The sequence below is a fragment of the Thiobacillus sp. SCUT-2 genome (assembly GCF_035621355.1).
Classification (GTDB): Bacteria; Pseudomonadota; Gammaproteobacteria; order Burkholderiales; family Thiobacillaceae; genus Thiobacillus; species Thiobacillus sedimenti.
This window is the reverse complement of record NZ_CP141769.1, coordinates 2,851,980-2,877,518: the sequence shown is the minus strand read 5'-3', so window position 1 is coordinate 2,877,518 and position 25,539 is coordinate 2,851,980. Positions and strand designations below refer to the sequence as shown.

27 protein-coding genes are annotated in these 25,539 nt (G+C 70.1%); 11 read left to right on the top strand and 16 right to left on the bottom strand.

Translation table 11 applies throughout. The annotated features are described in order from the left end of the window. The first annotated feature begins 71 nt into the window (after positions 1–71). The 7 genes from VA613_RS14290 to VA613_RS14260 are packed head-to-tail and all read left to right on the top strand — an operon-like array spanning position 72 to position 6,731. Positions 72–1,406, top strand: coding sequence for an NAD(P)/FAD-dependent oxidoreductase (locus tag VA613_RS14290; protein ID WP_324779692.1), 1,335 nt, complete (start codon positions 72–74; stop codon positions 1,404–1,406). Next, positions 1,406–2,407, top strand: a complete 1,002-nt coding sequence (locus VA613_RS14285; protein WP_324779691.1) for a chorismate transformation enzyme, FkbO/Hyg5 family — start codon at positions 1,406–1,408, stop codon at positions 2,405–2,407. Before VA613_RS14290 ends, VA613_RS14285 begins: the two co-directional genes overlap by 1 nt. Continuing rightward, a complete protein-coding gene (locus VA613_RS14280) occupies positions 2,407–3,243 on the top strand; it encodes a MipA/OmpV family protein (RefSeq protein ID WP_324779690.1) in 837 nt (278 codons plus the stop codon). The genes VA613_RS14285 and VA613_RS14280 overlap by 1 nt, the downstream gene beginning before the upstream one ends. Continuing rightward, positions 3,236–4,009, top strand: a complete 774-nt coding sequence (locus VA613_RS14275) for a lysophospholipid acyltransferase family protein (protein ID WP_324779689.1) — start codon at positions 3,236–3,238, stop codon at positions 4,007–4,009. The genes VA613_RS14280 and VA613_RS14275 overlap by 8 nt, the downstream gene beginning before the upstream one ends. 3 nt (positions 4,010–4,012) lie before the next feature. Then, complete coding sequence (locus VA613_RS14270; protein ID WP_324779688.1) at positions 4,013–4,780, top strand: glycosyltransferase family 2 protein; 768 nt, start codon at positions 4,013–4,015, stop codon at positions 4,778–4,780. Further along, positions 4,777–5,535: a class I SAM-dependent methyltransferase gene (locus VA613_RS14265; protein ID WP_324779687.1), complete on the top strand. Its 759-nt coding sequence runs from the start codon at positions 4,777–4,779 to the stop codon at positions 5,533–5,535. Before VA613_RS14270 ends, VA613_RS14265 begins: the two co-directional genes overlap by 4 nt. Then, the gene (locus VA613_RS14260) at positions 5,532–6,731 is read left to right on the top strand and encodes a cation:proton antiporter (protein ID WP_324779686.1); all 1,200 of its coding nucleotides are present in this window, start codon (positions 5,532–5,534) and stop codon (positions 6,729–6,731) included. Before VA613_RS14265 ends, VA613_RS14260 begins: the two co-directional genes overlap by 4 nt. A 6-nt stretch (positions 6,732–6,737) precedes the next feature. Here VA613_RS14260 and fabG read toward each other — a convergent pair whose 3' ends face one another. From fabG to VA613_RS14190, 14 genes are all read right to left on the bottom strand, one after another. After that, the gene (gene fabG / locus VA613_RS14255; RefSeq protein WP_324779685.1) at positions 6,738–7,457 is read right to left on the bottom strand and encodes a 3-oxoacyl-ACP reductase FabG; all 720 of its coding nucleotides are present in this window, start codon (positions 7,455–7,457) and stop codon (positions 6,738–6,740) included. Positions 7,458–7,487: 30 nt separating this feature from the next. Beyond that, positions 7,488–7,922 carry a hotdog family protein gene (locus VA613_RS14250; RefSeq protein ID WP_324779684.1) on the bottom strand — a complete coding sequence of 145 codons (435 nt, stop codon included), beginning with the start codon at positions 7,920–7,922 and terminating at the stop codon, positions 7,488–7,490. Then, positions 7,916–8,719 (bottom strand): beta-ketoacyl synthase chain length factor, encoded by an 804-nt coding sequence (locus VA613_RS14245; RefSeq protein WP_324779683.1) that lies wholly within the window; start codon positions 8,717–8,719, stop codon positions 7,916–7,918. Before VA613_RS14245 ends, VA613_RS14250 begins: the two co-directional genes overlap by 7 nt. After that, on the bottom strand, positions 8,716–9,906 hold the full coding sequence (locus tag VA613_RS14240; protein ID WP_324779682.1) for a beta-ketoacyl-[acyl-carrier-protein] synthase family protein: 1,191 nt from the start codon (positions 9,904–9,906) through the stop codon (positions 8,716–8,718). The genes VA613_RS14245 and VA613_RS14240 overlap by 4 nt, the downstream gene beginning before the upstream one ends. Positions 9,907–9,974: 68 nt before the next feature. Next, positions 9,975–10,772 (bottom strand): polysaccharide deacetylase family protein, encoded by a 798-nt coding sequence (locus VA613_RS14235; RefSeq protein ID WP_324779681.1) that lies wholly within the window; start codon positions 10,770–10,772, stop codon positions 9,975–9,977. Positions 10,773–10,775: 3 nt separating this feature from the next. After that, positions 10,776–13,103, bottom strand: a complete 2,328-nt coding sequence (locus tag VA613_RS14230; protein WP_324779680.1) for an MMPL family transporter — start codon at positions 13,101–13,103, stop codon at positions 10,776–10,778. Further along, a complete protein-coding gene (locus VA613_RS14225) occupies positions 13,100–13,669 on the bottom strand; it encodes a LolA-related protein (RefSeq protein WP_324779678.1) in 570 nt (189 codons plus the stop codon). Before VA613_RS14225 ends, VA613_RS14230 begins: the two co-directional genes overlap by 4 nt. Then, positions 13,666–14,571, bottom strand: a complete 906-nt coding sequence (locus VA613_RS14220) for an LpxL/LpxP family acyltransferase (RefSeq protein WP_324779676.1) — start codon at positions 14,569–14,571, stop codon at positions 13,666–13,668. The genes VA613_RS14225 and VA613_RS14220 overlap by 4 nt, the downstream gene beginning before the upstream one ends. Continuing rightward, complete coding sequence (locus VA613_RS14215) at positions 14,568–14,873, bottom strand: hypothetical protein (RefSeq protein ID WP_324779675.1); 306 nt, start codon at positions 14,871–14,873, stop codon at positions 14,568–14,570. Before VA613_RS14215 ends, VA613_RS14220 begins: the two co-directional genes overlap by 4 nt. Next, entirely contained in the window at positions 14,860–16,203 is a 1,344-nt protein-coding gene (locus tag VA613_RS14210) for an AMP-binding protein (RefSeq protein WP_324779674.1), read from the bottom strand. The genes VA613_RS14215 and VA613_RS14210 overlap by 14 nt, the downstream gene beginning before the upstream one ends. Next, positions 16,200–16,850 carry a COG4648 family protein gene (locus VA613_RS14205; RefSeq protein WP_324779673.1) on the bottom strand — a complete coding sequence of 217 codons (651 nt, stop codon included), beginning with the start codon at positions 16,848–16,850 and terminating at the stop codon, positions 16,200–16,202. Before VA613_RS14205 ends, VA613_RS14210 begins: the two co-directional genes overlap by 4 nt. After that, entirely contained in the window at positions 16,847–17,131 is a 285-nt protein-coding gene (locus tag VA613_RS14200) for a phosphopantetheine-binding protein (RefSeq protein WP_324779672.1), read from the bottom strand. Before VA613_RS14200 ends, VA613_RS14205 begins: the two co-directional genes overlap by 4 nt. 18 nt (positions 17,132–17,149) lie before the next feature. Beyond that, positions 17,150–18,406 (bottom strand): beta-ketoacyl-[acyl-carrier-protein] synthase family protein, encoded by a 1,257-nt coding sequence (locus VA613_RS14195; RefSeq protein ID WP_324779671.1) that lies wholly within the window; start codon positions 18,404–18,406, stop codon positions 17,150–17,152. A gap of 3 nt (positions 18,407–18,409) precedes the next feature. After that, entirely contained in the window at positions 18,410–18,649 is a 240-nt protein-coding gene (locus VA613_RS14190) for an acyl carrier protein (protein WP_324779670.1), read from the bottom strand. A 105-nt stretch (positions 18,650–18,754) separates the two neighbouring features. Here VA613_RS14190 and VA613_RS14185 point away from each other — a divergent pair, with 105 nt between their 5' ends. The 4 genes from VA613_RS14185 (at position 18,755) to VA613_RS14170 (ending at position 21,811) form a co-directional block, all read left to right on the top strand. Continuing rightward, positions 18,755–19,417: a phosphatase PAP2 family protein gene (locus VA613_RS14185; RefSeq protein WP_324779669.1), complete on the top strand. Its 663-nt coding sequence runs from the start codon at positions 18,755–18,757 to the stop codon at positions 19,415–19,417. 56 nt (positions 19,418–19,473) lie between these two features. Continuing rightward, complete coding sequence (locus VA613_RS14180) at positions 19,474–19,929, top strand: EVE domain-containing protein (protein WP_324779668.1); 456 nt, start codon at positions 19,474–19,476, stop codon at positions 19,927–19,929. Further along, positions 19,929–20,729 carry a sulfite exporter TauE/SafE family protein gene (locus tag VA613_RS14175; RefSeq protein ID WP_324779667.1) on the top strand — a complete coding sequence of 267 codons (801 nt, stop codon included), beginning with the start codon at positions 19,929–19,931 and terminating at the stop codon, positions 20,727–20,729. Before VA613_RS14180 ends, VA613_RS14175 begins: the two co-directional genes overlap by 1 nt. 173 nt (positions 20,730–20,902) lie before the next feature. Further along, positions 20,903–21,811, top strand: coding sequence for a crotonase/enoyl-CoA hydratase family protein (locus VA613_RS14170; protein WP_324779666.1), 909 nt, complete (start codon positions 20,903–20,905; stop codon positions 21,809–21,811). Here VA613_RS14170 and VA613_RS14165 read toward each other — a convergent pair. After that, positions 21,791–24,325 carry an ATP-binding protein gene (locus tag VA613_RS14165; RefSeq protein WP_324779665.1) on the bottom strand — a complete coding sequence of 845 codons (2,535 nt, stop codon included), beginning with the start codon at positions 24,323–24,325 and terminating at the stop codon, positions 21,791–21,793. The genes VA613_RS14170 and VA613_RS14165 overlap by 21 nt on opposite strands. Before the next feature lie 7 nt (positions 24,326–24,332). Continuing rightward, the gene (locus VA613_RS14160; protein ID WP_324779664.1) at positions 24,333–25,454 is read right to left on the bottom strand and encodes an HD domain-containing phosphohydrolase; all 1,122 of its coding nucleotides are present in this window, start codon (positions 25,452–25,454) and stop codon (positions 24,333–24,335) included. Positions 25,455–25,539: the final 85 nt, after the last annotated feature.

Sequence of the window (25,539 nt, the reverse complement as noted above, 5' to 3'; positions counted from 1 at the left end):
AGGGGCGACGGCTCGCCGCGACGAGGCATCGTGCCCGCTGCGAACGATTCAGGATTCGGAAAGTGAAAGCCATGGAACAGCAAATCCAACAGGGGGAACGTCGCCGCTGCGATGTGCTGGTGATCGGCGGAGGACCCGCCGGCTCGACGGTCGCGCCGCTGCTGGCGGAGAAGGGCTACCACGTCGTGCTGCTCGAGAAGGCCCGCCATCCCCGCTTCCACATCGGCGAATCGCTGCTGCCGGCCAACCTGCCGCTGTTCGAGCGGCTCGGCATCGCCGACGAGGTGAAGGCGATCGGCATGGAGAAATGGGCGGCCGAGTTCGTGTCCCCCTATCACGACGCGACGCAGGTGTTCCATTTCGCCGATGCGTGGGACAAGTCGATGCCCTACGCCTACCAGGTGAAGCGCGCCGAATTCGATGACGTCCTGATCCGCAACGCCGCGCGCAAGGGCGCGGAGGTGCACCAGGGCTGCAGGGTGCAGGCGGTCGACTTCCAGCCGGACGACCGCGTCGTCGTCCGTGCGCGCCACGACGACGGCCGCGAAGAGGCGTGGCAGGCGCGCTTCGTCGTCGACGCCTCCGGCCGCGACACCTTCCTCGCGAACCGCTTCCAGATCAAGCACCGCAACCCGCGCCACAACAGCTCCGCGGTCTACAGCCATTTCGCCCATGCGCGCCGCCATGAAGGCCAGGCCGAGGGCAACATCACGATCTTCTGGTTCGACCACGGCTGGTTCTGGTTCATTCCGATGATGAACGACACCACCAGTGTCGGCATGGTGACCTGGCCCTACCACATGAAGACCAAGGGCGCGCGCAGCCTGCGGCAGTTCCTGCTGGACAACGTCGCGACCTGTCCGGAGCTGGCGGAACGCCTGCAGGACGCGAAGCTCATCACCGAGGTCGAGGCGACCGGCAACTTTTCCTATGTGGCCGAGCGCACCCACGGACCGAACTACCTGATGCTCGGCGACGCGTACGCGTTCATCGACCCGGTGTTCTCCTCCGGCGTGTGGCTGGCGATGCACAGCGGCGTGATCGGTGCCGAGACCCTCGACGCCTGCCTGAAGAATCCCGCCGCCGCGCCGGCCGCGCTCAAGCGCTTCGACGCGAAGATGAAGCACGGCCCGAAGCAGTTCTCGTGGTTCATCTACCGCGTGACCAACCCGATCATGCGCGACTTCTTCATGGGGCCGAAGAACGTCTTCCGCGTCAAGGAAGCGCTGCTGTCGGTGCTGGCCGGCGACATCTTCGACAGGACGCCGATCTGGCGCTCGGTCTGGGTCTTCAAGGCGCTCTACTACGCCGCCAACGTGTTCCAGCCGCAGCGTGCCCTCGCGGCATGGAAGCAGCGGCGCTTCAACATCCGCAAGGTCGACGACCCGGCCCTGTACAACGCATAGTGACACTGCAATTCCGTTCCTCGCCGCCCACGGCCCTGCACCGGACCGGCAGCGAACTCGGCGGCGCCCTGCTCGGGCGCGGGGTCGCGCCCGCCGCCGGCTGGCCGCTGCAGGCGATCAGCGCGCCCCTCCTGGGGGCCGGCACGGCCACGGTGCAGGAGACCTGGCTGCCGGCCGCCGGCCCCGTGCAGCACGGGGTCAGCGAAGGCATCGTCTGGCGGCGCGCGGGCGAGGCGCTGTTCGGCGTGATCGACCTCGACGAGGCCGACTTCGCGGGCGCCGGCCGGCCGCCGCTGCAGGCGGCGAGCACGGCGGCCTACGATCGCGTCTTCCGCCTGCTCGAGGCGCAGCAGTTGCCGCATCTGTGGCGCGTGTGGAACTACATGGCCGACATCAACGCCGAGACGCACGGACTCGAGCGTTATCGCCAGTTCAACGTCGGCCGTCAGGACGCCTTCATAGCCCATCGTCGCAGCGCGACCGGCAACGTCCCCGCGGCCTGCGCGATCGGCCTCGCCGAAGGCCCGTTGTCGATCGCCTTCCTCGCCGGCCGGGCGCCGGCCATGCCGTTCGAAAATCCGCGCCAGGTCAGCGCCTACCACTATCCCGGCGAATACGGCCCGCGCGCGCCGACCTTCTCGCGCGCCGCGCTGGTCCATCCGGCGGGGCAGGAGTTGCTGTTCGTTTCGGGCACGGCCAGCATCGTGGGCCACCGGACCGTGCATCCCGAGGATGTCGCCGCGCAATCGCGCGAGGCGCTGGCCAACGTCGCGGCGGTCGTCGCCGAGGTCAATCGCACTGCGCGATCGCGGCCATTCAGGCTCGACGAACTCGTCTATCGTGTCTACGTGCGGCATGCGGCCGACTTCCCGGCGGTGCGCGACGCGCTCGCGTCGGCGCTGGGCGGGGCGGAGACGCTCTACGTGCAGGCCGACATCTGTCGCGCGGACCTGCTGGTCGAGATCGAGGCGATGGCTTCGCACGCGCTGGGGTCGGACTGATGGCCCGCTCGATTCATCTGGCGGCGGCGCTGGTGCTGGTGTTGTCGGTTCCGGCTGCGCACGCGGTCGAGGAGGCGCCGCTGTGGGAGGTGGGCGCGGGCGTCGCCGCGCTGGACCTGCCGGCCTACCGCGGCTCCGACCAGCGCAGCACGTTTCTGATGCCGATTCCCTATTTCACCTACCACGGCAGGATACTGAAGGCCGACCGCCACGGACTGCGCGGCCAGGTGTTCGACAGCGACCGCCTCGAGCTGACCGTGTCGGCCGCGCTGTCGCCGCCGGCACCCAGCGACAGCGTGATCGCGCGCGCCGGCATGCCGGACCTGCAGGCGAGCTTCGAGGTCGGTCCGGAGCTCGACGTCACGCTGTGGCGCTCGGAGAACCGCGCGCGCTTCCTCAAGCTCCAGCTGCCGCTGCGCGCGGCCTACACGCTCGAGCGCACGCCGCGCGACATCGGCTGGGTGTTCAATCCGAAGCTGAACCTCGACCTCACCGACGTGCGGGGCCTGCCCGGGTGGAAGTTCGGGTTCCTCGCCGGCCCGGTGTTCGGCGACGCCCGCCAGCACGATTATTTCTACGGCGTCGCGCCGCAATACGCGACCGCGACCCGCCCGGCCTATGCGGCCGACGCCGGATACGCCGGCGTGCAGGTGCTGGCGTCGACGTCGAAGCGCTTCCGCAATGTCTGGTTCGGCGCCTTCGTGCGCTACGACAGCCTCGCCGGTGCCGTCTTCGCCGACAGCCCCCTGGTGCGCCGCGAGAACGACGTCGCGGGCGGCTTCGCCGTGTCCTGGATCTTCGGCGAGTCGTCGACCCGCGTGCCCGTCGATGACTGAGCGCGGGATGGTGCGCACCCCGCTGTGGGGCGCCTACGAGGCCTTCGCGATGATCGCCGGGCTCGGCGCGCTGGCGGTGCTCTGCCTCGCGTGGCTGCCGTTCGCGATGCTGCTCACGCCGCTGCTGCCGCGCCGCATCGGCCGGCCGCTGGGACGCGTGGTGATCTCGCGCGGCTTCCGCGCCTACCTGCGTTTCCTCGAACTCGCCTGCGCGAGCCGCTTCGACCTGGCCGAGCTCGACCGCCTGCGCGACGCCGGCCCGCTGGTCGTCGCGGCGAACCATCCCTCGCTGCTCGACGCGGTGATGATCGTGTCGCGCCTGCCCAACGCGGTCTGCGTCATGAAGGCAAGCCTGCTCGACAACATCCTGTTCGGCGCGGCGGCGCGCCTGGCGGGCTACATCCGCAACGATGCGCCGCTCGAGATGATCCTGGGCGCGCGCGGCGAACTCGAGCGCGGCGCGCAGGTCGTGATCTTCCCGGAAGGCACGCGCACGTCGCGTTTTCCCATCGATCGCTGCCAGCCTGCGGCCGGCCTGATGGCCCAGCGCGCGAAAGTGCCGGTACAGACGCTGCTGATCGATTTTTCCACGCCTTATCTCGGCAAGGCCTGGCCCCTGTTCCGCCCCCCCGTGCTGCCGCTGAGCTGCCGCATCCGCCTCGGCCGGCGCTTCCCGCCGCCGAACGATGCGGCGCTTTTCGCCGCCGAACTGGAAGCCTATTTCAGCGTCGAGGCCCCGACTTACCCGGCTTCGGCCGCCGCCTGAGCCATGCCGCCGCGTTCGCCCACCCGCCTCGTCCTCATCCCCAGCTACAACCCGGGTCCCCGGGTAGTCGATACGGTGCGGGCCGCGCGTGCGCAGTGGACGCCGGTATGGGTCGTCGTCGACGGCAGCACCGACGGCACGGCCGACTCGCTGCAGGCGCTGGCCGCGGCCGACGAAGGGCTGCGCGTCATCGTGCTGCCTGAGAACCGCGGCAAGGGCGCGGCGGTGCTGGAAGGCATCACGCAGGCGGCCGCCGCCGGCTATACGCATGCGCTGACCATGGATTCCGACGGCCAGCATCCGGCCGCGCTGATTCCCGCCTTCATGGCGGCTTCGCAGGCAGAACCCGGCGCGATGGTGCTCGGCAAGCCGGTGTTCGGGCCGGAGGCGCCCGCCCTGCGCGTCAAGGGGCGCGAGGTATCGAACGGCTGGGCCAACCTGGAGACGCTGTGGATGGGCATCGGCGATTCGCTGTACGGCTTCCGCGTCTATCCGATCGCGCCGCTCGCGCGCATCATGCGGCGCAACCGCTTCATGCGCCGCTTCGATTTCGACCCCGAGGCGGTCGTGCGCCTGTGCTGGGCGGGCGTGCGGCCGCTCAACCTCGATGCGCCGGTGCGCTACCTGTCGGCCGAGGAAGGCGGCGTCTCGCACTTCAAGTACCTGCGCGACAACGCGCTCCTGACCTGGATGCACGCGCGGCTCTTCCTCGGCTTCGTGCTGCGCCTGCCGCTGCTGGTCTGGCGGCGTCTTTCGGAACCCACCTCATGAGCGGATCCCCCATGCGCCAGCCGGCCCTGAAGGCCGACGCGCGACTGACGGCCTATTTTTCGAATGAGGACGAGCGGCGCGCCGTCACCCGCGACCTGTTCGACCGGGCGGCGCCCGGCTACGACCGCGCCGAGGGGCTCACCGCGCTGGGCAGCGGCGCCTGGTACCGGCGCGACGTCCTGCGCCGCAACGGCCTGCAGACCGGCATGACGCTGCTGGACGTGGCCGCCGGCACCGGACTGGTGACCGTCGCCGGACACGAACTCGTGGGCCCGGCCGGACGCGTCCTTGCGCTCGATCCCTCGCCCGGCATGCTCGCCGAACTGCGCAAGAAGGTCGCCGTCGAGACCATCGAGGCGTATGCGGAATCGATCCCCCTGCCCGACGAGCTCGTCGACTTCGTCTCGATGGGCTATGCCCTGCGCCACGTCGGCGATCTGGACCGGGCCTTCTCCGAGTACCTGCGCGTGCTGCGCCCGGGCGGCCGCGTCTGCATCATGGAAATCAGCCGGCCGCGCGGCCGGCTGGCGCGGGCGCTGTTGCGCCTGCACATCGGCGTCGTCGTTCCGCTGCTCGCCCGGCTGACGCGCAGCCAGGCCGTGATAGGGCGGCTGTGGGAATACTACGGGGCCACCATCGAGGCCGCGATCGAGCCGGAGCGCATCCTCGACGCGATGCGCCGGGCCGGATTTGCCGACGTGAACTGCTCCGTGACCCTGGGCATCTTTCGCGAATACACGGGGCGCAAGGCATGAGCACGCCCGAGACCTTCCTGATCGCGATGACGATCATCTTCAGCGTGCCGTGGCTGATCTGGCGCCTCGGCAGGACGGACTACTACGCGCCGCTCGTCGTGGTGCAGATCCTCGCCGGAATCGTGCTCGGGCCCGGCGTGCTCGGGCGCGCGTTTCCCGACTATTACGCGCTGGTGTTCAACCCCGCGGTGGTGCAGTCGCTGAACGGCATCGCGTGGTGGGCGGTGATGCTGTTCGTGATGATCGCCGGCATCGAGCTCGATCTGAAGAAGGCCTGGGCCCACCGGCGCGAGTCCGGCATCACCGCGGGGCTGGCGCTCGGCACGCCGCTGCTGTTCGGGGCGGGGGCCGCGGCCGTGCTGCTCGGCTTCGACGGCTGGCGCGGCGAGCGGGCGATGACCTGGCAATTCGTGCTGGGCGTCGGCATGGCCTGTGCCGTGACGGCGCTGCCGATCCTGATCCTGCTGATGGAGAAGCTCGAGGTGCTGCGCCAGCCGCTCGGCCAGCGCATCCTGCGCTACGCCAGCCTCGACGACGTGGCGATCTGGGGCGTGCTCGCGCTGATCCTGATGGACTGGGAGCGGGTCGGGCGGCAGCTCGCCTTTCTCGCCGCCTTCGCGGTCGCGGCCTGGCTGTACCGCCGCCTGATGCCGCGCCTCGCCGAGCGCGACCGCTGGTACGTCGCGCTGATCTGGCTGGCGGCGTGCGCCTTCGGCGCCGACTGGTCGGGGCTGCACTTCATGGTCGGCGCCTTCCTCGCCGGCGCCGTCATGGATGCGGAATGGTTCGACCAGCAGCGGATGGACCTGCTGCGCCACCACGTGCTGCTGGTCGTGATGCCGGTGTTCTTTCTCTCGACCGGCCTGCGCACCACCTGGAACGTCGGCGGCGAGGCGGTGTTTCTGGTCGCCGCGCTGCTGCTGCTCGCCTCGGTGGTGGGCAAGCTGGCGGGCGTCCACCTCGCCGGGCGCATCCTGCGCTGGGCGCCCGGCGAGGCGTCGGTCATCGGCTGGCTGCTGCAGACCAAGGCGCTGATCATGATCATCTTCTCCAACATCCTGCTCGACAAGGCCATCATCAGCAGCGAGACCTTCACCGCGCTGCTGCTGATGGCGGTGGCGAGCACCATGCTGACGGTGCCGAGGGTCGCGCCGAAGCTCGCACGCCTCGGGGCGCTGGTGCGGCGCGCCGCCTGAGCCTGCTCAGATCATCCCGCCGTTGATCGAGATCACCTGGCCGGAGAGGTAGGCGGCCTGGTCGGAGGCGAGGAAGGCGACCAGGTCGGCCACTTCCTCCGGCCGACCGGCGCGTTGCATCGGCACCAGCTTCTTGATCGTTTCGGTGTCGAACGCACCCTCGCTCATGTCGGTCGCGATCACGCCCGGCGCCACCGCGTTCACGGTGATGCCACGGCTCGCCAGTTCCAGCGCCAGCGATTTGCTGGCCGAATGCAGCGCGCCCTTGGCCGCCGAATAGTTGACCTGGCCGCGGTTGCCGGCGACCGCGGCCACCGACGAGACGTTGACGATGCGCCCCCAGCGCGTGCGGATCATCGGCAGCGTCAGCGGCTGGGTCACGTTGAAGAATCCGTTCAGCGACACGTCGACGACGCGGTCCCACTGCTCGCCCGACATGCCGGGAAAGACCGCGTCGTCGTGGATGCCGGCGTTGTTGACGAGGATCTGGATGGCGCCGCCCTCGAGCAGCGCCTCGAGCGCGGCGGCGGTCGCGGCGCGGTCGGTGACGTCGAAGGCGGCCGCTTCGGCGCTGCCACCGGCCGCGCGGATCTCGGCGACGACGGCCGCCGCCCGGTCGCGGCTGCGGTTGGCGTGGACGAAGACGTGGTGGCCGTCGGCGGCGAGGCGCTTGCAGATCGCGGCGCCGATGCTGCCGCTGCCGCCGGTGACGAGGGCGCGTTTCATGATGGGGTTTCCTTCACAGGGCAGCGACTTTCATAGGGCTGCAGCGTCGAGCACCACGGCGGCGCGGCCTTCGAGCAGGCAGCGGCCGGCGTGCGCGACCGAGAACTGGTAGAGGATGTGGTTGGCGTTGCCCGACAGGCGCTCGGCGCGCACCTCCAGCGCGCCGTCGACGTCGTCAAGCCGGCTCGCGTGCAGGGTGACCCCGCGCACGCTGGTCAGGTAGCCCTGGCGCGGCGGCGCGTCGTCGCCGCCGAGGAGCGCGCCATGCACCGCCATCGCTTGCGCGGCGTACTCGATGCCGGCGGCGGCGCCCAGCCGTCCTTCTGCACGCAGCGGATTGTCGGGGGCCGTGTGGCTCGTCGCGCGGCACGCGATCGCGGCGTCCGACCATTCGAGCACGGCGTCGAGCAGGCACATCGTGCCCTGATGCGGGATGTGCGCGGCGATCCAGTTGCGGTCTAGCACGGCTCGACCTGCACGTTGAGCTGCATCGGCGCCAGGTAATCGAGGCCGACGCGTCCTGCGTCGCCGGCCGCCAGCCGCTGCAGCAGCGGCAGCGCACGCAGTGCGGGGATGCTCGTGCGCAGCGCCTCGAGTTCGGCGTCGGCGAGCGATTCCGCCGCGTCGGCCGTCGCGCCGGCACCGATCGCCGCCAGGGTGCACGGACTCCGCTCGGGAGTCAGCAGCAGGGCGACGCCGGCGCAATCGGGAACGGGGCGCTTGGCGTGCAGCGGCTCCGGGTATTCGCTGTCGTAGGCGATCAGCAGCACCGGCTGGCGCGCAAGTGCGACCTGCGCGAGGGCGTCGAGCAGCCCCGCGCCGAAGCTGGCGTCGTACGCGCAGAGGACCTGGCACGGCGCCATCGCGCCGGTGGCGATGCCCCAGTAGCCGGCGGCGGCGTTGTGCACGGAATTGTGGAAGCGCGTCGGCGAGATCTGGCGGTCGTCGGTCGCGAGTTGCTCGCACAGCGCGTGGCAGTTATGGCCGTCGGCGCCGGACGCGCTGAACACCGTCGCCAGCGTCGCCGCGTCGGCGCCGGCGTGGGCAACGGCCTCGAGCCCGAGCGCGAGGCTCAGCTTGACGACGCGGCTGGCGCGCCGCCGCTCGGCGGGCGGCAGCAGGGTCGGTGCCGGCAGCACCGACGGTGCCGCCGTGTACGGCTGCTCGCCGCGCAGCACCGCGCGCGCGGAAGGCCAGTCCGGCAGGCCCGGCGCGATGAAGCCGATGCCTTCGATCCAGGCGGCGAGCGGCGCGGCGCTCATGCGGCGACTCCGAAGATCAGGCTGCAGTTGCTGCCGCCGAAGCCGAAGGAATTGGAGAGCACGCGGCGCAGCGCTGCGGCGCGGCTTTCGATGACGTAGCCGATCGGGATCGCCGGGTCCGGCGCGGCGGTGCCGGGGCTGCCGGGCAGCACGCCGTCGGTGAGCGCGAGCGCGCAGATCGCGGCCTCGACCGCGCCTGCCGCGCCGAGCGTGTGGCCGGTCGCGCCCTTGGTCGACGAGCAGGGGACGCGGTCGCCGAACAGCGCCGCGACGGCACGGCCTTCGGCGGCGTCGTTGGCCGGCGTCGCCGTGCCGTGCAGGTTGATGTAGTCGATGTCGGCGGGGGCGAGGCCTGCGGATTTCAGCGCGGCTTCCATCGCGCGCTTCGCACCCAGCCCTTCCGGGTGCGGCGACGACATGTGGTAGGCGTCGCTCGACTCGCCGGCGCCGAGCAGCAGCACCGCCCCGGGGGGTGGCGCGGGCGCACGCTCGAGCAGCGCGAAGCCGGCGCCCTCCCCGATCGAGATCCCGTCGCGCGCGGCGTCGTAGGGCCGGCAGGGCCGCGGCGAGGTGAGCTGCAGCGAGGCGAAGCCATAGAGCGTGGTCAGGCACAGCGTGTCGACGCCGCCGACGACCGCCGCGTCGATCAGGCCCAGCTCGATCTGGCGCGCCGCGGCGGCGAAGACCTTGGCACTCGACGAGCAGGCCGTTGAAATCGTCATCGCCATGCCTTCGAGGCCGAAGTAGGCGCGCGTGAATTCGGCGAGCGAGAACGAATTGTGGGTGGTGCGGTAGTTGAAGTCGGCGGGCAGGGCGCCCGTCGCGGGATCGCGGCGGCGGTAGGCGAGTTCGGTCTGCAGGATGCCGGACGTGCTGGTGCCGAGGAAGACGCCGACGCGTGCGCGCCCGTAGCGGGCGACGGCTTCGCGCACGCGGTCGCCGAAGCCGTCGGTCTCGAGGCCCATCCAGGTCAGCCGGTTGTTGCGGCAGTCGTAGTCGGCGAGGGCGGCAGGCAGCGTTTCGTCGTCGACGCCGGCGACCTCGCCGATCCAGGTGTCGAGCTCGACCGTCTCGAACGCGCACCGCGCGAGACCGCTGCGGCCGGCGCGCAGGGCCAGCCGGGTCGCGTCGAGGCCGCGGCCGAGGCAGGTGGTGGCGGTGTAGGCGGAAAGCAGCAGCGGGGTCACGGAGGCGCCCGGGGTCGTTCGAGGAACCGAAAATTCTAGCAGAGGCGGCCGCCCGGCCCGGCGCCGCGTCAGGCGACGGCGGCGAGCGTGACCGGTCGCAGGCCCTGTTCGGCGAGCGTGCGCAGCAGGGTCGGCAGCACCGCGAGGATCACCGGTTCGCCGGCCGGCGTGCGCGCCGCATGGCCGTCGTGCAGCAGCAGGATGTCGCCGCCGGCAAGGCCGCGCGTCAGGCGCCCGAGCACGACCGCGGGCCGGCCTTCGCGCGTGTCGTAGCCGCGGCGCGTCCAGGCGGCGAGCTTCAGGTCGAGCGCCGCGAGCACCGGATCGAGGAAGGGATTGCGCAGGCCGGCGGTGGGCCGGAAGAAGCGCGGCGCGGCGCCGGTGATGTCGGCGAGGCTTGCCTGGGCGGCGGCGATGTCGGCCTTCATGCGCCTGGGGCCGAATGCGGAGAAGGCCCACGAATGCGAATCACCGTGGTTCTCGACGCGGTGGCCGCGCACGACGATCTCGCGGCACAGCGCCGGGTTCGCGCGCGCACGCCAGCCGATGCAGAAGAAGCTGGCCTTCGCACCGGTTGCGTCGAGCAGGTCGAGCACGCGCGGCGTGAGTTCGGGGTCGGGGCCGTCGTCGATCGTGAGCGCGATCTCGCCCCGCGCCGCCGCGGCGGCCGGCAGGCGGGTCAGGTTGGGGCCGAGCAGGGCCGAGCGCGGCAGCAGGCCGGCGGCCGTCAGCAGCGCGTGGTTGGCCGCGACCGCGCCGAGCGCCCATGGCCATGCGGCAGGCGCGGCGAGGGCGCCAAGCGCGGCGGCAGCGTGCACGGCGAGGCTCGCCTGCAGCGCGGGGGCGGGCGTCCAGCGGCGGCTCATCGCTCAGGCAGGCCCGGCACGGCGCGCGAACACGGCCGACAGCAGCAGCGCCAGCAGCGCGCCGGGGCCGACGGTGACGCCGATCGCGTGCAGCACCGGGACCGACGACAGGCCGAGCGTGCCGAAGCCGATCACCGTCGTCGTGGCGGCGACGGCCATCGACATCAGCGTCGCCGAATCGAGCGCGCTGCCGTCGAAGAAGAGCGCGTAGTTGGAGCCGACCGCGACGATCAGCAACATGCCGACGAGATGCAGCAGATGCAGGCGCTCGCCGGCGAGATGCAGCGCGGCGATGACGAGCATCACCGCCAGCACCAGCGGCAGCAGCACGCCGGCGAGACGGCGCGGCGAGCGCAGCGCGACCAGAAGCAGCCCGGCGATGGCGACGAAGCCGGCGGCGGACAGCACGACCGCCTGGTGCAGGTAATCGCCGTAGAGCGCGTCGAACTCGCCCTTCATGTCGACCAGCAGGACGCCGCTGCCGGCGAGCGCGGCGCGCACCCGGGCGACCGGGATGTCCGCGCCGTCGCCGGTGCCGGCCGGACGCAGCGGCAGCAGGGCGCTCCACCCGCGCGGCCCGTGCAGCAGCAGCGAATCGACCGCGAGCGCGAGCCCGCTGCCCTCGAGGTCGTGGTGGTCGAGGGCCGGTTGCCGGCGTGCCGCTTCGACATCGGCGATGAAGGGTGCGAGCTTGTCGGCCGACAGCGGCAGATCGGCCAGTGCCGCCTGCAGCCGCGGGCGCAGTGTGTCGGCGGGCGGCAGGCTCGCCCGGCGCGCGGCCTGGGCGGCGCGACTGGGCAGGAAGCGCGCCGGGCTGTCGTAGCCGCCGATGACGCCGTCGGCGACCAGGGGCTCGAGCCGTGCACCGGCCCGTTCGGCGGCCTGCAGCACGGCTTCGCGGTCGGGCGCGGTGACGACGGCGAGATAGCGCGCGTCCGGCGCGGCGATGTCGGCGCGCAGGCGCGCGTCGCGCGCGGCATCTTCCGCGCTCACGGTCGACAGCACCGACAGGTCGGGCAGCCAGAGCGTGTCGCGCTGGGCGACCAGATAGGCGCCAGCGGCCAGCGCCAGCCCGATCACCGGCCAGCGCAGCGCGTGCATCCTGCGCAACCCCGCCGCGAGCACGGCCCCGGCGCGTTCGGGGACGGCGACGTCGATGCGCTCGCCGGCGAGCGGCGGCAGCACGAAGCGGGTCACGAGCGCGGCGGTCACGACCCCGGTCAGCGCATAGAGGCCCAGCTGCGCGAGCCCGGGAAAGCCCGAGAAGACGAGCGCGCCGAAGCCGAACACCGACGTCAGCACGCCGAGCCGGACAGTCGGCCAGAAGCGCCGTCGCCAGGACGCGAGCCCGCGACGGCCGGATTGCACGAAGTAGTAGATCCCGTAATCGACCGCCTCGCCGATCAGCGCCGAGCCGAAGCCGACGGTGATGCCGAAGACCGTGCCGTAGGCAAGGCTGACGACGACGACGCCGGCCAGCGCCCCGCTGGCGACCGGCAGCAGCCCGAGCAGCACCAGGCGCGGCGAGCGGTAGACGAAGACCAGCACGGCGACGATCGCGGTCAGGCTGATCAGCGACAGCCGCGTCACCTCGTCGCGGATGGTCGCGCGCGCCTTCACCGCGAACAGCCCGGGGCCCGAAAGCTCGAGCCGGAGCCGGCCGAGGCCGGTGTCGCGGACGGCGGCGGCGAACTGCGCGCGCACCTCGGCGATCGCCCGCTCCTGGCCATCGGTGTCGGAGCCGAGTGCGCGCGTCTGCGCCAGCAGCAGGGCACGCTCGCCGTCGTGCGAGGCCCAGACGCCGTCGACGACGTCGGGCTGGGCGCCGGCGTTGAGGCCGCCGAGCAGCTCGACCAGCTCGCCGGTGGGGTCGCGCGTGAGATAGGGCTTGAGCATCAGTCCGGCCGGCGAGGCGAGCAGGTCGATGCTGTTGGCGATCGCCGCCCGGAGACCGTCGACGCTGAAGCGCGCGGGCGTCACCGCGGGACTCAGCTGGTAGCGGTGCGCGAGCAGGAAATCGCGCGCGGCGCCCTCGCTGCCGGCCTCGCCGTTCTGCACCGAGGCGAAGTCGCTGCGCGCGGCGAGGTGCTGCCGCAATGCGCGCGACAGGGTGGCGCGCTCGCCGGCGCTGCCGCCCTCGATCGCGAGCATCAGCAGGCGGGAGACCGCGCCTTCCTTGAGCTGGTCGACCAGCACCTGCTGCTCGACCGTCGGCCGTGCCGGCAGGAAGAACGACATGTCGGCCGAGAAGCGGCTGTGCCATGCCACGGCTGCACCCGCCAGCATGGCGAGCAGCCACAGCAGCAGGGGCCGCCAGGCGCGTGCGTTCATCGCGGCCCGAGCGGCTCGATGGTGAGCTCGGAACGGTCGCCGTCGGCGAGCAGGTAGTCGATCGTGTGGATCTGGTCCGCGCTGCCGCTGATCGTGATGCGCTGCAGGATCGCCGCGATGGCCTGCGCGGTCGGCGACAGCGTGAGGACCCACTTGTCGGCGCTGCCGGTGAGCTGCAGCGCGTAGTTCTTCTCCAGCGCCGCGCGATTGCCGGCGAGCGTACTGCGGATGCTGTCGACGAAGGCGAGCGCTTCCGGCCGGCTCGCGAGATTGATCGTGAGGGTGCGCTTGTCGCGCTCGATGCTGACCTGGTCGTGGTCGAGCACCAGGGTTTCGCGCTTCGGCGTCAGGGTGCGCTTTTCGAGCCGGTCGGGCGGCGTGTAGGTCATCTCGCCGGTGGCGATGAGCGGCCGGTCGAGCACCGCGAGGGTGCGCTTCTCGACGAATTTCGCGCGGCCGCCCGGGTGCTGCGCGAGCGCACCCATCAGCTGGTCGAGGGTGAAGGCGGCGTGCGCCGTGGCCGCCAGGCTTGCGAGGACGAGGCCCGCGAACAGACGTCGGATCATGTTTCCTGCCAGAAATCGAAGAAGTTGAACCAGTTGTAGGGCGCCTGCCGGCAAAACCGCGTCAGGCACTCGGCGTAGCGCTGCATGGCTGCCGCGATCGCGGCGCCGCGCCCGTCCCGCGGCGTGTCGGTGAAGTCGGCGAGCGGCACGAAGTGGAGCTGGTAGCGGTTGCCGCCCAGGTAGAGGCCGGCCATGAAGAATACCGGCCGCCGCAGCATTGCGGCCAGCCGCCATGGACCCAGCGGAAAGGGCGCCGGCTCGCCGAGGAAGGCATGGCGGGCCGTCGGGTCATCGCCAAGCGAACGGTCGGCCAGCATGCCGACGAGGTAGCCCGCGTCGAGGTGGTCGCGGGCTTCGAGCATCGATTCCATGCGCCCGAGCGGGATGATGTCCTGCGTCGCCTGCGGGTTGATCGCCTCGAGCGTGGCGTTGATCTTGCGGGCGTTCTCCTCGTACATCAGCATCGCCACCTTGAGTCCCGCGAGGCCGCGGCCGGCCGCGCGCAGCACCTCGAAGCTGCCGAGGTGCGCCCCCATCAGCATGACGCCGCGCTGCTGGCTCAAAGCCGCCTGCAGGGCCTCGGCGCCGACGACCTCGATGTCGAACAGGTCGAAGCGCCCGTTGAGCAGGTAGACGCGGTCGTGGATCGTCGTCGCGAAGCTGAACACGTGGCGGTAGCCGTCCGCCCAGTTCGCCCAGCGGCCGAGCGCGCGCTTCAGGTAGGCGCGGCTGGCGCGGCGGGCCCTGGGTGCGAAGAGCGTGAAGTAGAGCGCGATGCCGGCGAGCACGACGCGGCCGGCGGCGCGCCCGAAGCGCAGCGAGATCCACACCATCAGGCGGAGGATGGCGAGATTGCTGCGTTCCTGCTGGCGCAGCCAGCTCGGCGTCGCCTGCCCGCTCATGTCGCGGCCGGGGTCAGGCTGCCGGAGGCGACGTCGCGCGCGCCGCACTTCACGGTGAAGGCGATGGCGCCGCGCGGGGTCGGCTGCAGGCTGAACACAAGCGTCTCGGCCCGGCCGACCGGGCTCAGGAACTTGGCGTTGCCGATCTGCCAGGGGCCGGGCGGCCTGCCGAGCAGGCGTTCGGCAAACAGGATCGCCTGGTCGAGCAGGACGACGCCCGGCACGATGGGGCGGCCGGGAAAGTGGCCGGGGAAGGTCGGATGGCCGGTCGGGACGTCCCAGCTGAACTCAGTGGGCGGCATGGTGGATCCTGGCCTCGTAGAGCGCCTGCAGCGCGCTGCGCGGCAGTTTGCCGGTGCTGTTGCGCGGCAGCGCGTCGACGAAGATCGCCGGCCGTGGCAGGAAGATGGCGTCGATGCGCCGGCGCAGCGCATCGAGCAGCTGACGGCGGGTCAGCGTCGGCGCGACGACGAAGGCGGCGAGGCGCGTGACGCCGCCGGCCGCGTCGTCATCGGGCAGGAAGAAGGCCGCGTCGACGACACCCGGCACGGCGGCGATCTGGTGGTCGAGGTAGGCAAGCGAGGTGCGCTTGCCGGCGATGTTGACGAGGTCGGCGTGGCGCCCGTGCAGCAGGAAGCGGCGCTCCGGCAGCAGCTCGATGCGGTCCGACAGCGCGACGCGGCCCTCGACATGGCCGTCGCAGGCGGTCGTGATGTCGCCGTCCTGATCGAGCCGGACGCCGGGCATCAGCGCCCAGCTTGCGCCCTCGGTCGTGCGGCGGGTCGCCAGCTGGCCGCTTTCGGTCGAGCCGTAGATCTCGTGCACCGGCGCGCCGGTACGTGCCTCGGCCGCGGCGGCGAGCGCCGGCGACAGCGGCGCGGTGGCGGACAGGATGCGGTCGATCGGCGGCAGCGCGATGCCGGCCGCCAGCAGGGTCGACAGATGGAAGGGGGTCGTTACCAGCATGCGCGGCCGCGGCACCGCGTCGAGCGCGGCGGCGATGTCCTGCGGATAGAAGGGCTTGCCCGACGCGAACGCGCAGCCGCCGTGCAGCGCCAGCAGGAAGCTCGATTCGAAGCCGTAGCTGTGCTGCGCCGGAACCGTGGCGACGAGGGTGTGAGCGGAGCGGTCGAGCCCGAGTGCGACTGCTTCGGCGCGCCCGTTGGCGACGAGCCGGCCCCAGGTCTTGCGATGCGGTTGCGGCAGTCCGGTCGAGCCGGACGTGAACAGGATCGCCGCCAGGCGATCGGCGGGGATCGTCGGGATGGCCGCGACGTGCTCGGGATCGGCGTCCAGGACGTCGGGGAAATCGAGACGCGGCAGATCGAGCGTGTCGAATGCGCCGTCGCCCAGGCAGACCACGTCGGGGAAGTCGGCACGGATGCGCGCGAGCGTCTCCGCCGACTGCGATGCCGGCTGCAGGCTGACGCGGCCGCTGACGAGTCCCGCCGCGAAGCCGACCGCGAAGCGGTAGCGGTCGTGGCAGACGTTGAGCAGCGCCGTGCCCGGCGGCAGGCGGCGCGCCAGGGCGTCCGCGTCGGCGAGGAAGTCGCGCACGCGGCGCGGGCCTTCGGGCAGCCAGGCGAGGACGTCATCGAGGCCGAGGCCGGTGATCAGCGGCAGCGCGCTCATGGATTCCGCACCGACGCGCGCTGGCGCCATGCGCGCATGACGTCGGCCAGCCGCGGACGCTCTTCCGGCGGCAGCGCGTGCAGGCGCCACAGGTGTTCGGCGGCGAACATGAGGCCGACCAGCGGCGCGGTCAGCAGGCTCGCGTAGAACGACCAGACGGCGTGCGGCGCCAGTGCGAACAGCAGGGCGGACAGCGCGGAGTTCATCCCGAAGAACAGGGTCCACGCCAGCGTCGCCTGCCGCGTGTAGCGGCGCTTGCGTTCCGACAACGGACCCGGGTGGACGAGGCCGGCGAAACGCGTGATCAGCGGCTCGCCGGGGCCGACGAGGGTGCGGCCGAACAGCGCGCCGAGCGCCAGGTTCGTGCCGACGTGCTCGACCAGATACAGCAGCGGCGCGTTCTCGCGCAGCGTGGGCCACAGCCATGCGAGTGCGCCGGCGAGAATGAGGCCGCTTGCCGCGACCCAGAGCGGGTGCCGCGCGCGCCACAGCAGCATCGCAAGGAAGGCGACGATGGGTGCGGCACCGACGGCGGCGTTGAAGTCGGGGTCGCCACGTCCCGAGCCGCCGAAGAAGGCGGCGATGGCCCAGGCGGTCATCAGGGCGACCAGGGCCAGACTGCGCAGCGCCTGGGACGGGGCGGTCATTTCGTCCGCTGGCTGGCGATATGGGCGGTCAGCGCCCGCAGCGAGGCGAAGATCCGCACGTTGTCGGCGTTGTCCGAGCGCAGCTGGAAGCCGTAGCGCTTGGAGAGGACGAGCGCGATTTCCAGGACGTCGATGGAGTCGAGCCCGAGGCCTTCGCCGAACAGCGGCGCGTCCGGGGCGATCTCGTCGGGGGCGATTTCCAGGTTCAGCGCTTCGACGATGAGGGCGGCGACTTCGGGCAGCAGGGCGTCGACGGCTTGGGAGGAGACGGTTTCGGACATGACGGGCTTTCTGGAGGATTACCGGCTGGCGGCGCGGAACGCGAGCACCGCGTTGCTGCCGCCGAACGCGAACGAGTTGGACAGCGCCGCGCGCAGCGGCACGCCGCGCCGGGCGGTGAACACATGGTCGACGCCGGCGCAGGCCGGGTCGAGCGTGTCCGGATTCAGATGCGCGGTCGGCGGCAGCGCCTGCTCGCGCAGCGCGAGGACCGTGGCGATGGCCTCGATCGCGCCGGCCGCACCGAGCTGGTGGCCGTGCATCGACTTGGTCGCGCTGACGGGAAGCGACGCGGCGCGTCCACCGAACACCTGCCGCAGCGCCGCGACCTCGACCGGGTCGCCCTCGGCCGTGGCGGTGCCGTGCGCGTTGACGTAGTCGACGTCGGCCGCCGCGAGGCCGGCATCGGCCAGCGCGGCCTCCAGCGCGCGCACCTGGCCGGCCGCCTCGGGGCGCACCAGGTGGGTGTGGTCGCAGCTGGTGCCGTAGCCGATGATCTCGCCGTGGATGCGCGCGCCGCGCGCGAGGGCGTGTTCCCAATCCTCGAGCACCAGCGCGGCGCCACCCTCGCCGAGCACGAGGCCGCGGCGGTCGGCGGCGAAGGGGCGGCAGGCGGACGGCGAGGTGGCGGCGTCGCCGGGGGCCATCACGCGCATCGCTTCCCAGGCGCGCGCGACGCCGTAGGCCTGCGGGACGTCGGAGCCGCCGGTCAGCATCACCGGCGCCTCGCCGCTGCGCACCCGCCGAAACGCCTCGCCGATCGCGACGGCCGACGACGCGCACGCCACCGTGTGGCTCATGCTCACGCCGCCGAGCCCCAGCTGGATCGAGATGTGCGCGTTCGCGGCGTTGTTCATCCCGAGCACCACGGTGAGCGGCGACAGGCGGTCGCGCCCGTTCTGCCACAGGTCGCGATAGCCCCTCTCGTAGGCGAGCGTGCCACCGAGCGCGGTGCCCCAGGCGACGCCCCAGCGGTCGCGCGATTCCTCGCCCGGCGCGCGTTCGAGGCCGGCATCGTCCCAGGCGGCGAAGGCCGCCGCCATGCCGAGCTGGGCGAAGCGGTCCATCATCGAGGCGAGCGGCTTGCCGAGCGCGGCGTCGGCGTCGAAGGCGGGGCAGCCGACGAAGGGGATCGAGAGCGGGCGCGGCGGGTCGTCGGTGACAAGATGCCGGACCGCGGATTCGCCGGCGCACAGGCGGCCGAAGAAATCGCCGAGATCGCCCCCGTAGGGGCTGACCAGCCCGAGGCCGGTGATCGCCACACGCCGCTGCTTCATGCGTCAGCCCGTCTGGCCGGCAAGCAGCCCGTCCATCAGCGCCGCCATCTCGCCGACGGTCTTCGGGCTCGTCAGGTCCTCGGGAAGCTTGACGCCCAGCTGGTCCTCGCATTCGAACATCAGTTCGAGCATCATCAGCGAGTCGACGCCAAGGTCGGCCAGCGTGGCATCGGGAACGACCCGGGTCGCCTCGACGCCTTGCCGCGTGGTGAGAAAATTGCGAATCAGTTCAAGAGATTTCATACTGTGCGGATTTTATCCGATCGCCCCCGGCGCCCCAAGGTTTGCCGGCGCCGCTCCGGCTGTCCGGCGATCCGACTTTCAATCACCCGGCCCTGATCGCACCCCATGATGGAGCCTTCGCCCGCACCCTCCTGGCGCCGCCAGATCGCCGCCCGCGTCGCTGTCCTGTGGCCGCTCAAGGCGCTCGGCACGATGGGCTTCATGCTGCTGTTCTTCTGGGCCTATTTCGCCGTCCTGCGCAATCCGCTGACGCCGCCCGTGGTCATGCCGGTGACCTGGCTCGACCGCTGGATCGGGTTCTCTCCGGCGGCGCTGCCGGCCTACCTGTCGCTTTGGGTCTACGTCTCGCTGGCGCCGGCGCTGCTCGGCAGCCTGCGCGCCCTGCTCCTGTTCGGCCTCTGGATCGCCTGGCTGTGCGTGTTCTGCCTGGCGATCTTCTGGATCTTTCCCACCAGCACGCCGCCGGCCGCGATCGACTGGGCGGCCTATCCCCAGTTCGCCTTCATCAAGGGCCTCGACGCGGCGAGCAACGCGTTTCCGTCGCTGCACGTCGCGACCGCCGTGTTCTCCGCGTTCTGGCTCGACCGCCTGTTCGCCCGCCTCGCCGCCCCGCGGCTGCTGCAGTGGCTGAACGTGCTGCAGTGTTCGGTTATCATCTGGTCGACGATCGCCACCCGGCAGCACGTCGTGCTCGATGCCGTCGGCGGGCTGGCGGTCGGAATCGTCTTTGCCGTCCTCTCGCTTCGCCGCGCCCGCGGCGATTACTGAGCGGACGATTCCGTCCCCCGCGTCGTGCGGGCTGATTCGAGCGACCCCTGACCGACATGCGCTACTGGCTGATGAAATCCGAACCCAGCGACGTCAGCATCGACGACCTCGCTGCCATGTCCAAGCAAAGCGTCGCCTGGTACGGCGTGCGCAACTACCAGGCGCGCAATTTCATGCGCGACCAGATGAAGGTCGGCGACAAGGTGTTGTTCTACCACTCGTCGTGCGCCGAGCCGGGCATCGTCGGGCTGGCCGAAGTCAGCGTGCTCGCGTATCCCGACGCCACCCAGTTCGATCCGAAGAACAAGTATTTCGACCCCAAGGCGACGCCCGAGAATCCGCGCTGGTTCAACGTCGACGTCAGGCTCGTGAAGAAGACGCGGCTGATGCCGCTGGCCGAGATCCGCGGCTATCCCGAGCTCGCCAACATGCGCATCCTGCAGAAGGGCAACCGCCTCTCGATCACGCCGGTCGATCCGGCCGAGTACGCCTTCATCGTCAAGCATCTGTGATGATCGACCCGGCGCTGTTCGCCGCCTGCGGCGCGTTGGGTCTCGTCGTAGGCTTCCTCGCCGGGCTCCTCGGCGTCGGCGGCGGCCTCATCATCGTGCCGGCGCTGATCTTCCTCCTGCACGGCCAAGGCCTTGCGGCCGGCATGGAGCCGCAGCTCGCGCTCGGTACCTCGCTGGCGTCGATCCTCTTCACCTCGCTGTCCAGCGTGCGTGCGCACCATCGCCACGGTGCCGTCGAATGGCCGGTGGTACGGCGCATCGCGTCCGGCATCGTTGTCGGCACGCTGGCCGGCGCGATGCTGGCGACGCAGATGCCGGCCACGGTGCTGAAGGTGTTCTTCGTCGTGTTTCTGTTCTACGCTGCCACCCAGATGTGGCTCGATTTCAAGCCCACGCCGCACCGCGCGCTGCCCGGGCGGGCCGGCACCGCCGTCGCGGGCGGCCTGATCGGTGCCGTATCGAGCTGGGTCGGCATCGGCGGCGGCACGCTGTCCGTGCCCTTCATGCTGTGGCACAACGTGCCGCTCCACCGCGCGATCGCCACCTCGGCCGCAATCGGCTTTCCGATTGCGGTGGCGGGCGCCGCAGGCTACGTGCTGGGCGGCTGGCACGCGCCCGGCCTGCCCTCGGGCAGCCTCGGCTTCGTCTACCTGCCGGCGCTGGCGGGCATCGTCGTGGGCAGCGTGCTCACCGCGCCGCTGGGCGCACGCACCGCCCATCGCCTGCCGGTGCGCAGGCTGAAGCGGGTTTTTGCGCTGCTTCTGTTCGCGCTGGCGCTGCGCATGCTCTGGAGTTTCTAGGTCGCACGGGCGCAGGCCCGATATTGCGGGGCTGGCAGTCGAACTCCACCATATCTTGAGGTGTGTCGCGCGCCACGATTTCATGCTTGAGCGGCCCTAATCCCCACGTTAGTCTTTCGACACATGCCGAAAATCCGTCGCATGGTCGATCAACTCACTTCGTGGAGACACACATGGCACATCTGGAAGCAGTTCGTACTTCGTTGCAGCCGCAACAAAACAATTTCAGCCAACTGGCGACGTATTTCGACGATAAGAGCCAGATCGCATGGGGCTACATGCAAGGGGAGCCGCGCCCGTGCTTTACGCCCACGCTGTTGCGGGAAATGCTGGCATGGTGGGGCAGCATGGTCAGCATGATCGACAATCCCGAGGAAACCGACGTGAAATATTTCGTCTTGGCGTCGAGCGTGCCGGGAATATATAACCTCGGCGGGGATCTCGACCTTTTCATGAAGCACATTGCGGCGCGCGACCGCGATGCGCTCTATCGCTATGCCATCTCGTGCATCGATTCCTCCTATGCGGTGCACAAGCACTTGAACCGCCCGAACGTGACCAGCATCGCTCTGGTGCAGGGCCAGGCATTGGGCGGCGGCTTTGAATGCGCGCTGGCAGCCAATGTTCTGATCGCGGAGCGTGGAGCGAAAATGGGGCTGCCGGAGATTCTTTTCAATCTGTTTCCGGGCATGGGGGCGATGACCTACCTGGGGCGGCGAGTGGGGTATCACGTGGCCGAGAAAATCATTCGCAGCGGCAAGCTCTATCTTGCCGAAGAGTTGCATGAGATGGGGGTGGTGGATGTCCTCGCTGAGGCTGGCGGGGGAGAGGCCGCGGTTTACGACTATGTTCGGCGCGAAGACAAATCCCGCAACGGGATCATGGCGATGCGTGCGGCACGCGAGATCAGTCAGCCGGCCTCCTACGAAGAATTGATCCGCATTACCGAAATATGGGTCGATGCGGCGCTTCGCCTCGAGTCAAAGGATCTGAGAATGATGGAGCGTTTGGTGAATCGGCAAACCAGCAAAATCGACATGCGGAGCGTCGATGCCGAGGTATCAAAGGCTTTCCGCGCGTAGTTTTCTGGCTTGATACGTCTCAAGCGCGGCCTGTGTGCTCACCAGCGCATCCTGCACGGCCTTCAACCGGTCTTGCGCGACGCTGGTGGCCAGTTCGAAGGGCTTGATTCGTTCGGCTTCCGCACACTGTTGGGCCAGCAAGTGGGCTCCGATATCGCTGGCGCCGCCCTTCAGCATGTGCAGTTGATCGTGCCACAAGGCATAGTCCTGGGTGGACAAGGCCTGCTCGATGTCGCGCAGCGCACGCGCGCTATCGTCGTTGAAACTGGCCAGCAGGTCTTCGACGAAAGCGGGGCCGCCCATCTGCGTGAGTTCATCCAGAACCGACTCGTCGAGTTCGCGTGGGTCGATGGCAGGAGCGGGCGTTGGTCGGACCGCCTGGCTAGGCGTCATCTCGGCTGCAATTCGGGCGATCGTGTCGAGCAGCTCGCGGCTGTTGACTGGCTTGACCAGGAAGGTGTCCGCACCGGCCTCTTCGCAGGCGGCCTGGGCTTCCGCGCGGGCATCGGCCGTCAGCATGATGACGGGCAAATGCCCGCTCTCCATGAAGCGCCAGCGCTGCACGACTTCAGGGCCCGAGAGCTGTGGCATATGCATGTCGATGATCGCCAGGTCGAACGCGTGCTCCTCGGCTTCCAGCATGGCGAGGGCCTCTTCACCGTCATGCGCCAGATAGGTCTTGTGTCCGGCATGCTCCAGCAATCCGCGGATCACCCGCTGGTTCACCGGATTGTCTTCGGCCACGAGAATCTTCAGACTGGCTGCGGGTTCGATCTGGGACTGCAGCCGGTTCGCCAGGGAAACGACGTTCTCGGGCATGTCGTGGCTGATGGCGGCATGGATCGCGTTGAAGAGCAGCGTCGAGTTGACCGGCGTGCGCAACACCGAGGCGTAGCCTTCGCGCGTCAGGTTCAGGTCTCCGGACAACGGGGCCGCCGCATCCGATTCGATCAGGATGACCGGCAACGATGCCAGGCTCGGGTCGTCACGCAGCAGGTGCAGGAAGGCAACCGGGTGGCCCGGCAGGACGCTGCGCTCGACGACCACCGCCCCCAGCGGTGTGCCGCTCACCAGACAGGTCGTCAGCTCGGCAGCCAGCCGGGCCGTGTTGTCGACCGGAACCGTTTCGGCGCCCCAGCTCCGGATCACCGTCTGGAGGCGGGTGCTTAGTTCGCCGCTGGCCAGGACGGCCACGCGCATCGGGGCGTCGAATTGCTCGGCAGGGAGGTTCGCGTCCGGCGCCTGCACCGCGAACGGCAGCTCGAACCAGAACGTACTGCCTTCCGCCTCCCGGCTGTGCAGGCCGATCTCGCCGCCCAAGGCCTCGACCAGCTGCTTGGCGATGGCCGTCCCCAGGCCGGTGCCGCCGAAGCGCCGCGTGATGCCGGGATCCGCCTGCGTGAAGCTGTCGAAGATGCGGGCCTGCGCACTTTCCGGGATGCCGATGCCGGTGTCGACGATCTCGAAGCGCAGGCGCTGCGGCTGGCCCTGGCCGACGGGGCGGATATAGACGTCGACCCGGCCGTGCTCGGTGAACTTGATCGCGTTGCCGATCAGATTGATCAGGATGTGGCGCAGGTGGCGGGCGTCGCCGTGCAGGTGAAACGGCGTCTGCGGTGCGACGTGCGACGCCAGCACCAGCCCCTTGCCGTGGGCCTGCGATGCCAGCATCGCGACGGTACCGTTGACGAGGCGGTGAAGGTCGAAGTCCTCGCGGGTCATGCTGATGCGCCCGGCCTCGATGCGCGAGATGTCGAGGACGTTGTCGATCAACTCGAGCAGGGTATGGGCCGAACTGCGGATGATGTGGGCGAATTCCTGCTGCTCCTTGTCCAGCCGGGTCTCGGCGAGCAGGTCGGCCACGCCGATGACGCCGTTCAGCGGCGTGCGGAGCTCGTGGCTCATGTTGGCCAGGAAGCTCGATTTCGCGAGGCTGGCCTTCCGCTCGCGCTGGATCGCGGTATGGACCTGCTTCAGGAGCGAGGCCGTGTAGAGCGGCACGGCGATCATGGACAGCACGAACGCCACGCCGATCGACATGTGCAGGCTCCAATAGGGCGAATACGCGAGCACCATCAGGAAGCCGGCAATCGCCATGGCCGTGGCGGCGTACAGGTAGGCGACGCCATACCGGAAGCCGTTGCCCAGCGTGACCCACAGGTAGACCACCAGCAGCGGGCTGCCGGCCTCTCCCGTATAGGTCAGGAGGAATGAGCAGGTCGCGTAATCCAGGCCCATTGCGAAGATTCGGCGCGCGGGCGAGGTTTTCAAGTCGATCAGCGAGAGCACGACAATGAGAAGTGCAATCCCGGTGAACAGGGCGAGGAAAAGCTGGACACCGCTGCGCGTGGCGGCATCGAGTGTCGCAAGGCTGCTGGAGAAATAGGCCAGAAAAATAAGCCCGATGGCGACCCGGACGAGGGCCTGCTGGGACTCGGTATCCGGCCGCTTGCTGATGCGCTTGGCGAGATACCGAAGTGGGCCGGGCAGTGCGATATGCGGCGTGGGAACCATGCCTCGGTCAGCTGGCGGGGTCGCCGAGTTCGCGCATGATGGCGGCCACGGCATCGATGCGCAGTTCGAAGGCGCGCACGCAGTCCGGGTCGAAGTGGCGGCCGCTTTCGGTCCGGACGAAGCGCAGCGCATCCTCGAACGACCAGGCGCGCTTGTAGGGGCGGTCGGAGGTGAGGGCGTCGAAGACGTCGGCAACGGCCGCGATGCGCGCCGGCAAGGGAATCGCATCGCCCGCCAGGCCCTGCGGGTAGCCGGTGCCGTCGAACTTCTCGTGGTGCCCGAGCGCGATCACCGCGCCCATCTGCAGGTAGCGCGAAGGACTGTCGGCAAGGATCTCGTGGCCGATCACGGGATGGCGGCGCATGATTTTCTGCTCTTCCGGCGTGTGGCGGCCGGGCTTGAGCAGGATCTGGTCGGGGATGCCGATCTTGCCGATGTCGTGCATCGGCGCGGCGGCCTCGATTTCGTCGCATTCCATCGCCGTCAGCTTGAGCTCCTCGGCGATCAGACGCGCGTATCGGGACATGCGCAGGATGTGGTTGCCGGTCTCCTCGTCCCGGTATTCGCCCGCCTTGGCGAGCTTCATCAGCGTTTCGCGCTCGCGTGTGCGCACTTCGCGGGTCGCCTGCATGACCTGGTCTTCCAGCCATTGCGCGCGTTCGGCCACCAGCTTCTGGCTGCGGCGCAGCGCCAGCAGGTTCATGCAGCGGGCCCGGCATTCCTGCGGATCGATCGGGCGGGTAAGGAAGTCGGTGGCGCCGTTTTCCAGCGCCTGGTAGCGGATCTGGCGCTCTTCGACCACGGTGACGATGATGACCGGCACGTCGGCGAGTCGACGTTCGCCGCGGATGCGGCGGGTGAACTCGATGCCATCCATGCCGGGCATGCGGTAGTCGGTGATGATGAGATCGGGGGTGTTGAACTGCATCTGCGCCAGCGCGTCCTGGGGATTCGCGTAGCTCTCGACGATGACGCCCGGTTCCAGCGTGCGCGCCAGCCCTTCCAGCAGGCTGCGCGCCGTGCTGCGGTCGTCGACGATGACCACGCGCGCGCCGCCGCGCAGACGCGGATCGCGTTGCGCGCTGGACGTCGACGAGGAGGACACGATGCGCAGAGGCTTGGCGGTCACGTTGGGTCTGCCTTCATGGTTGATAAAACCACGCTTTCGTAGAATTATCGGGTGCTGGAAATCTGAACTTTAACGCCGGGGTGGG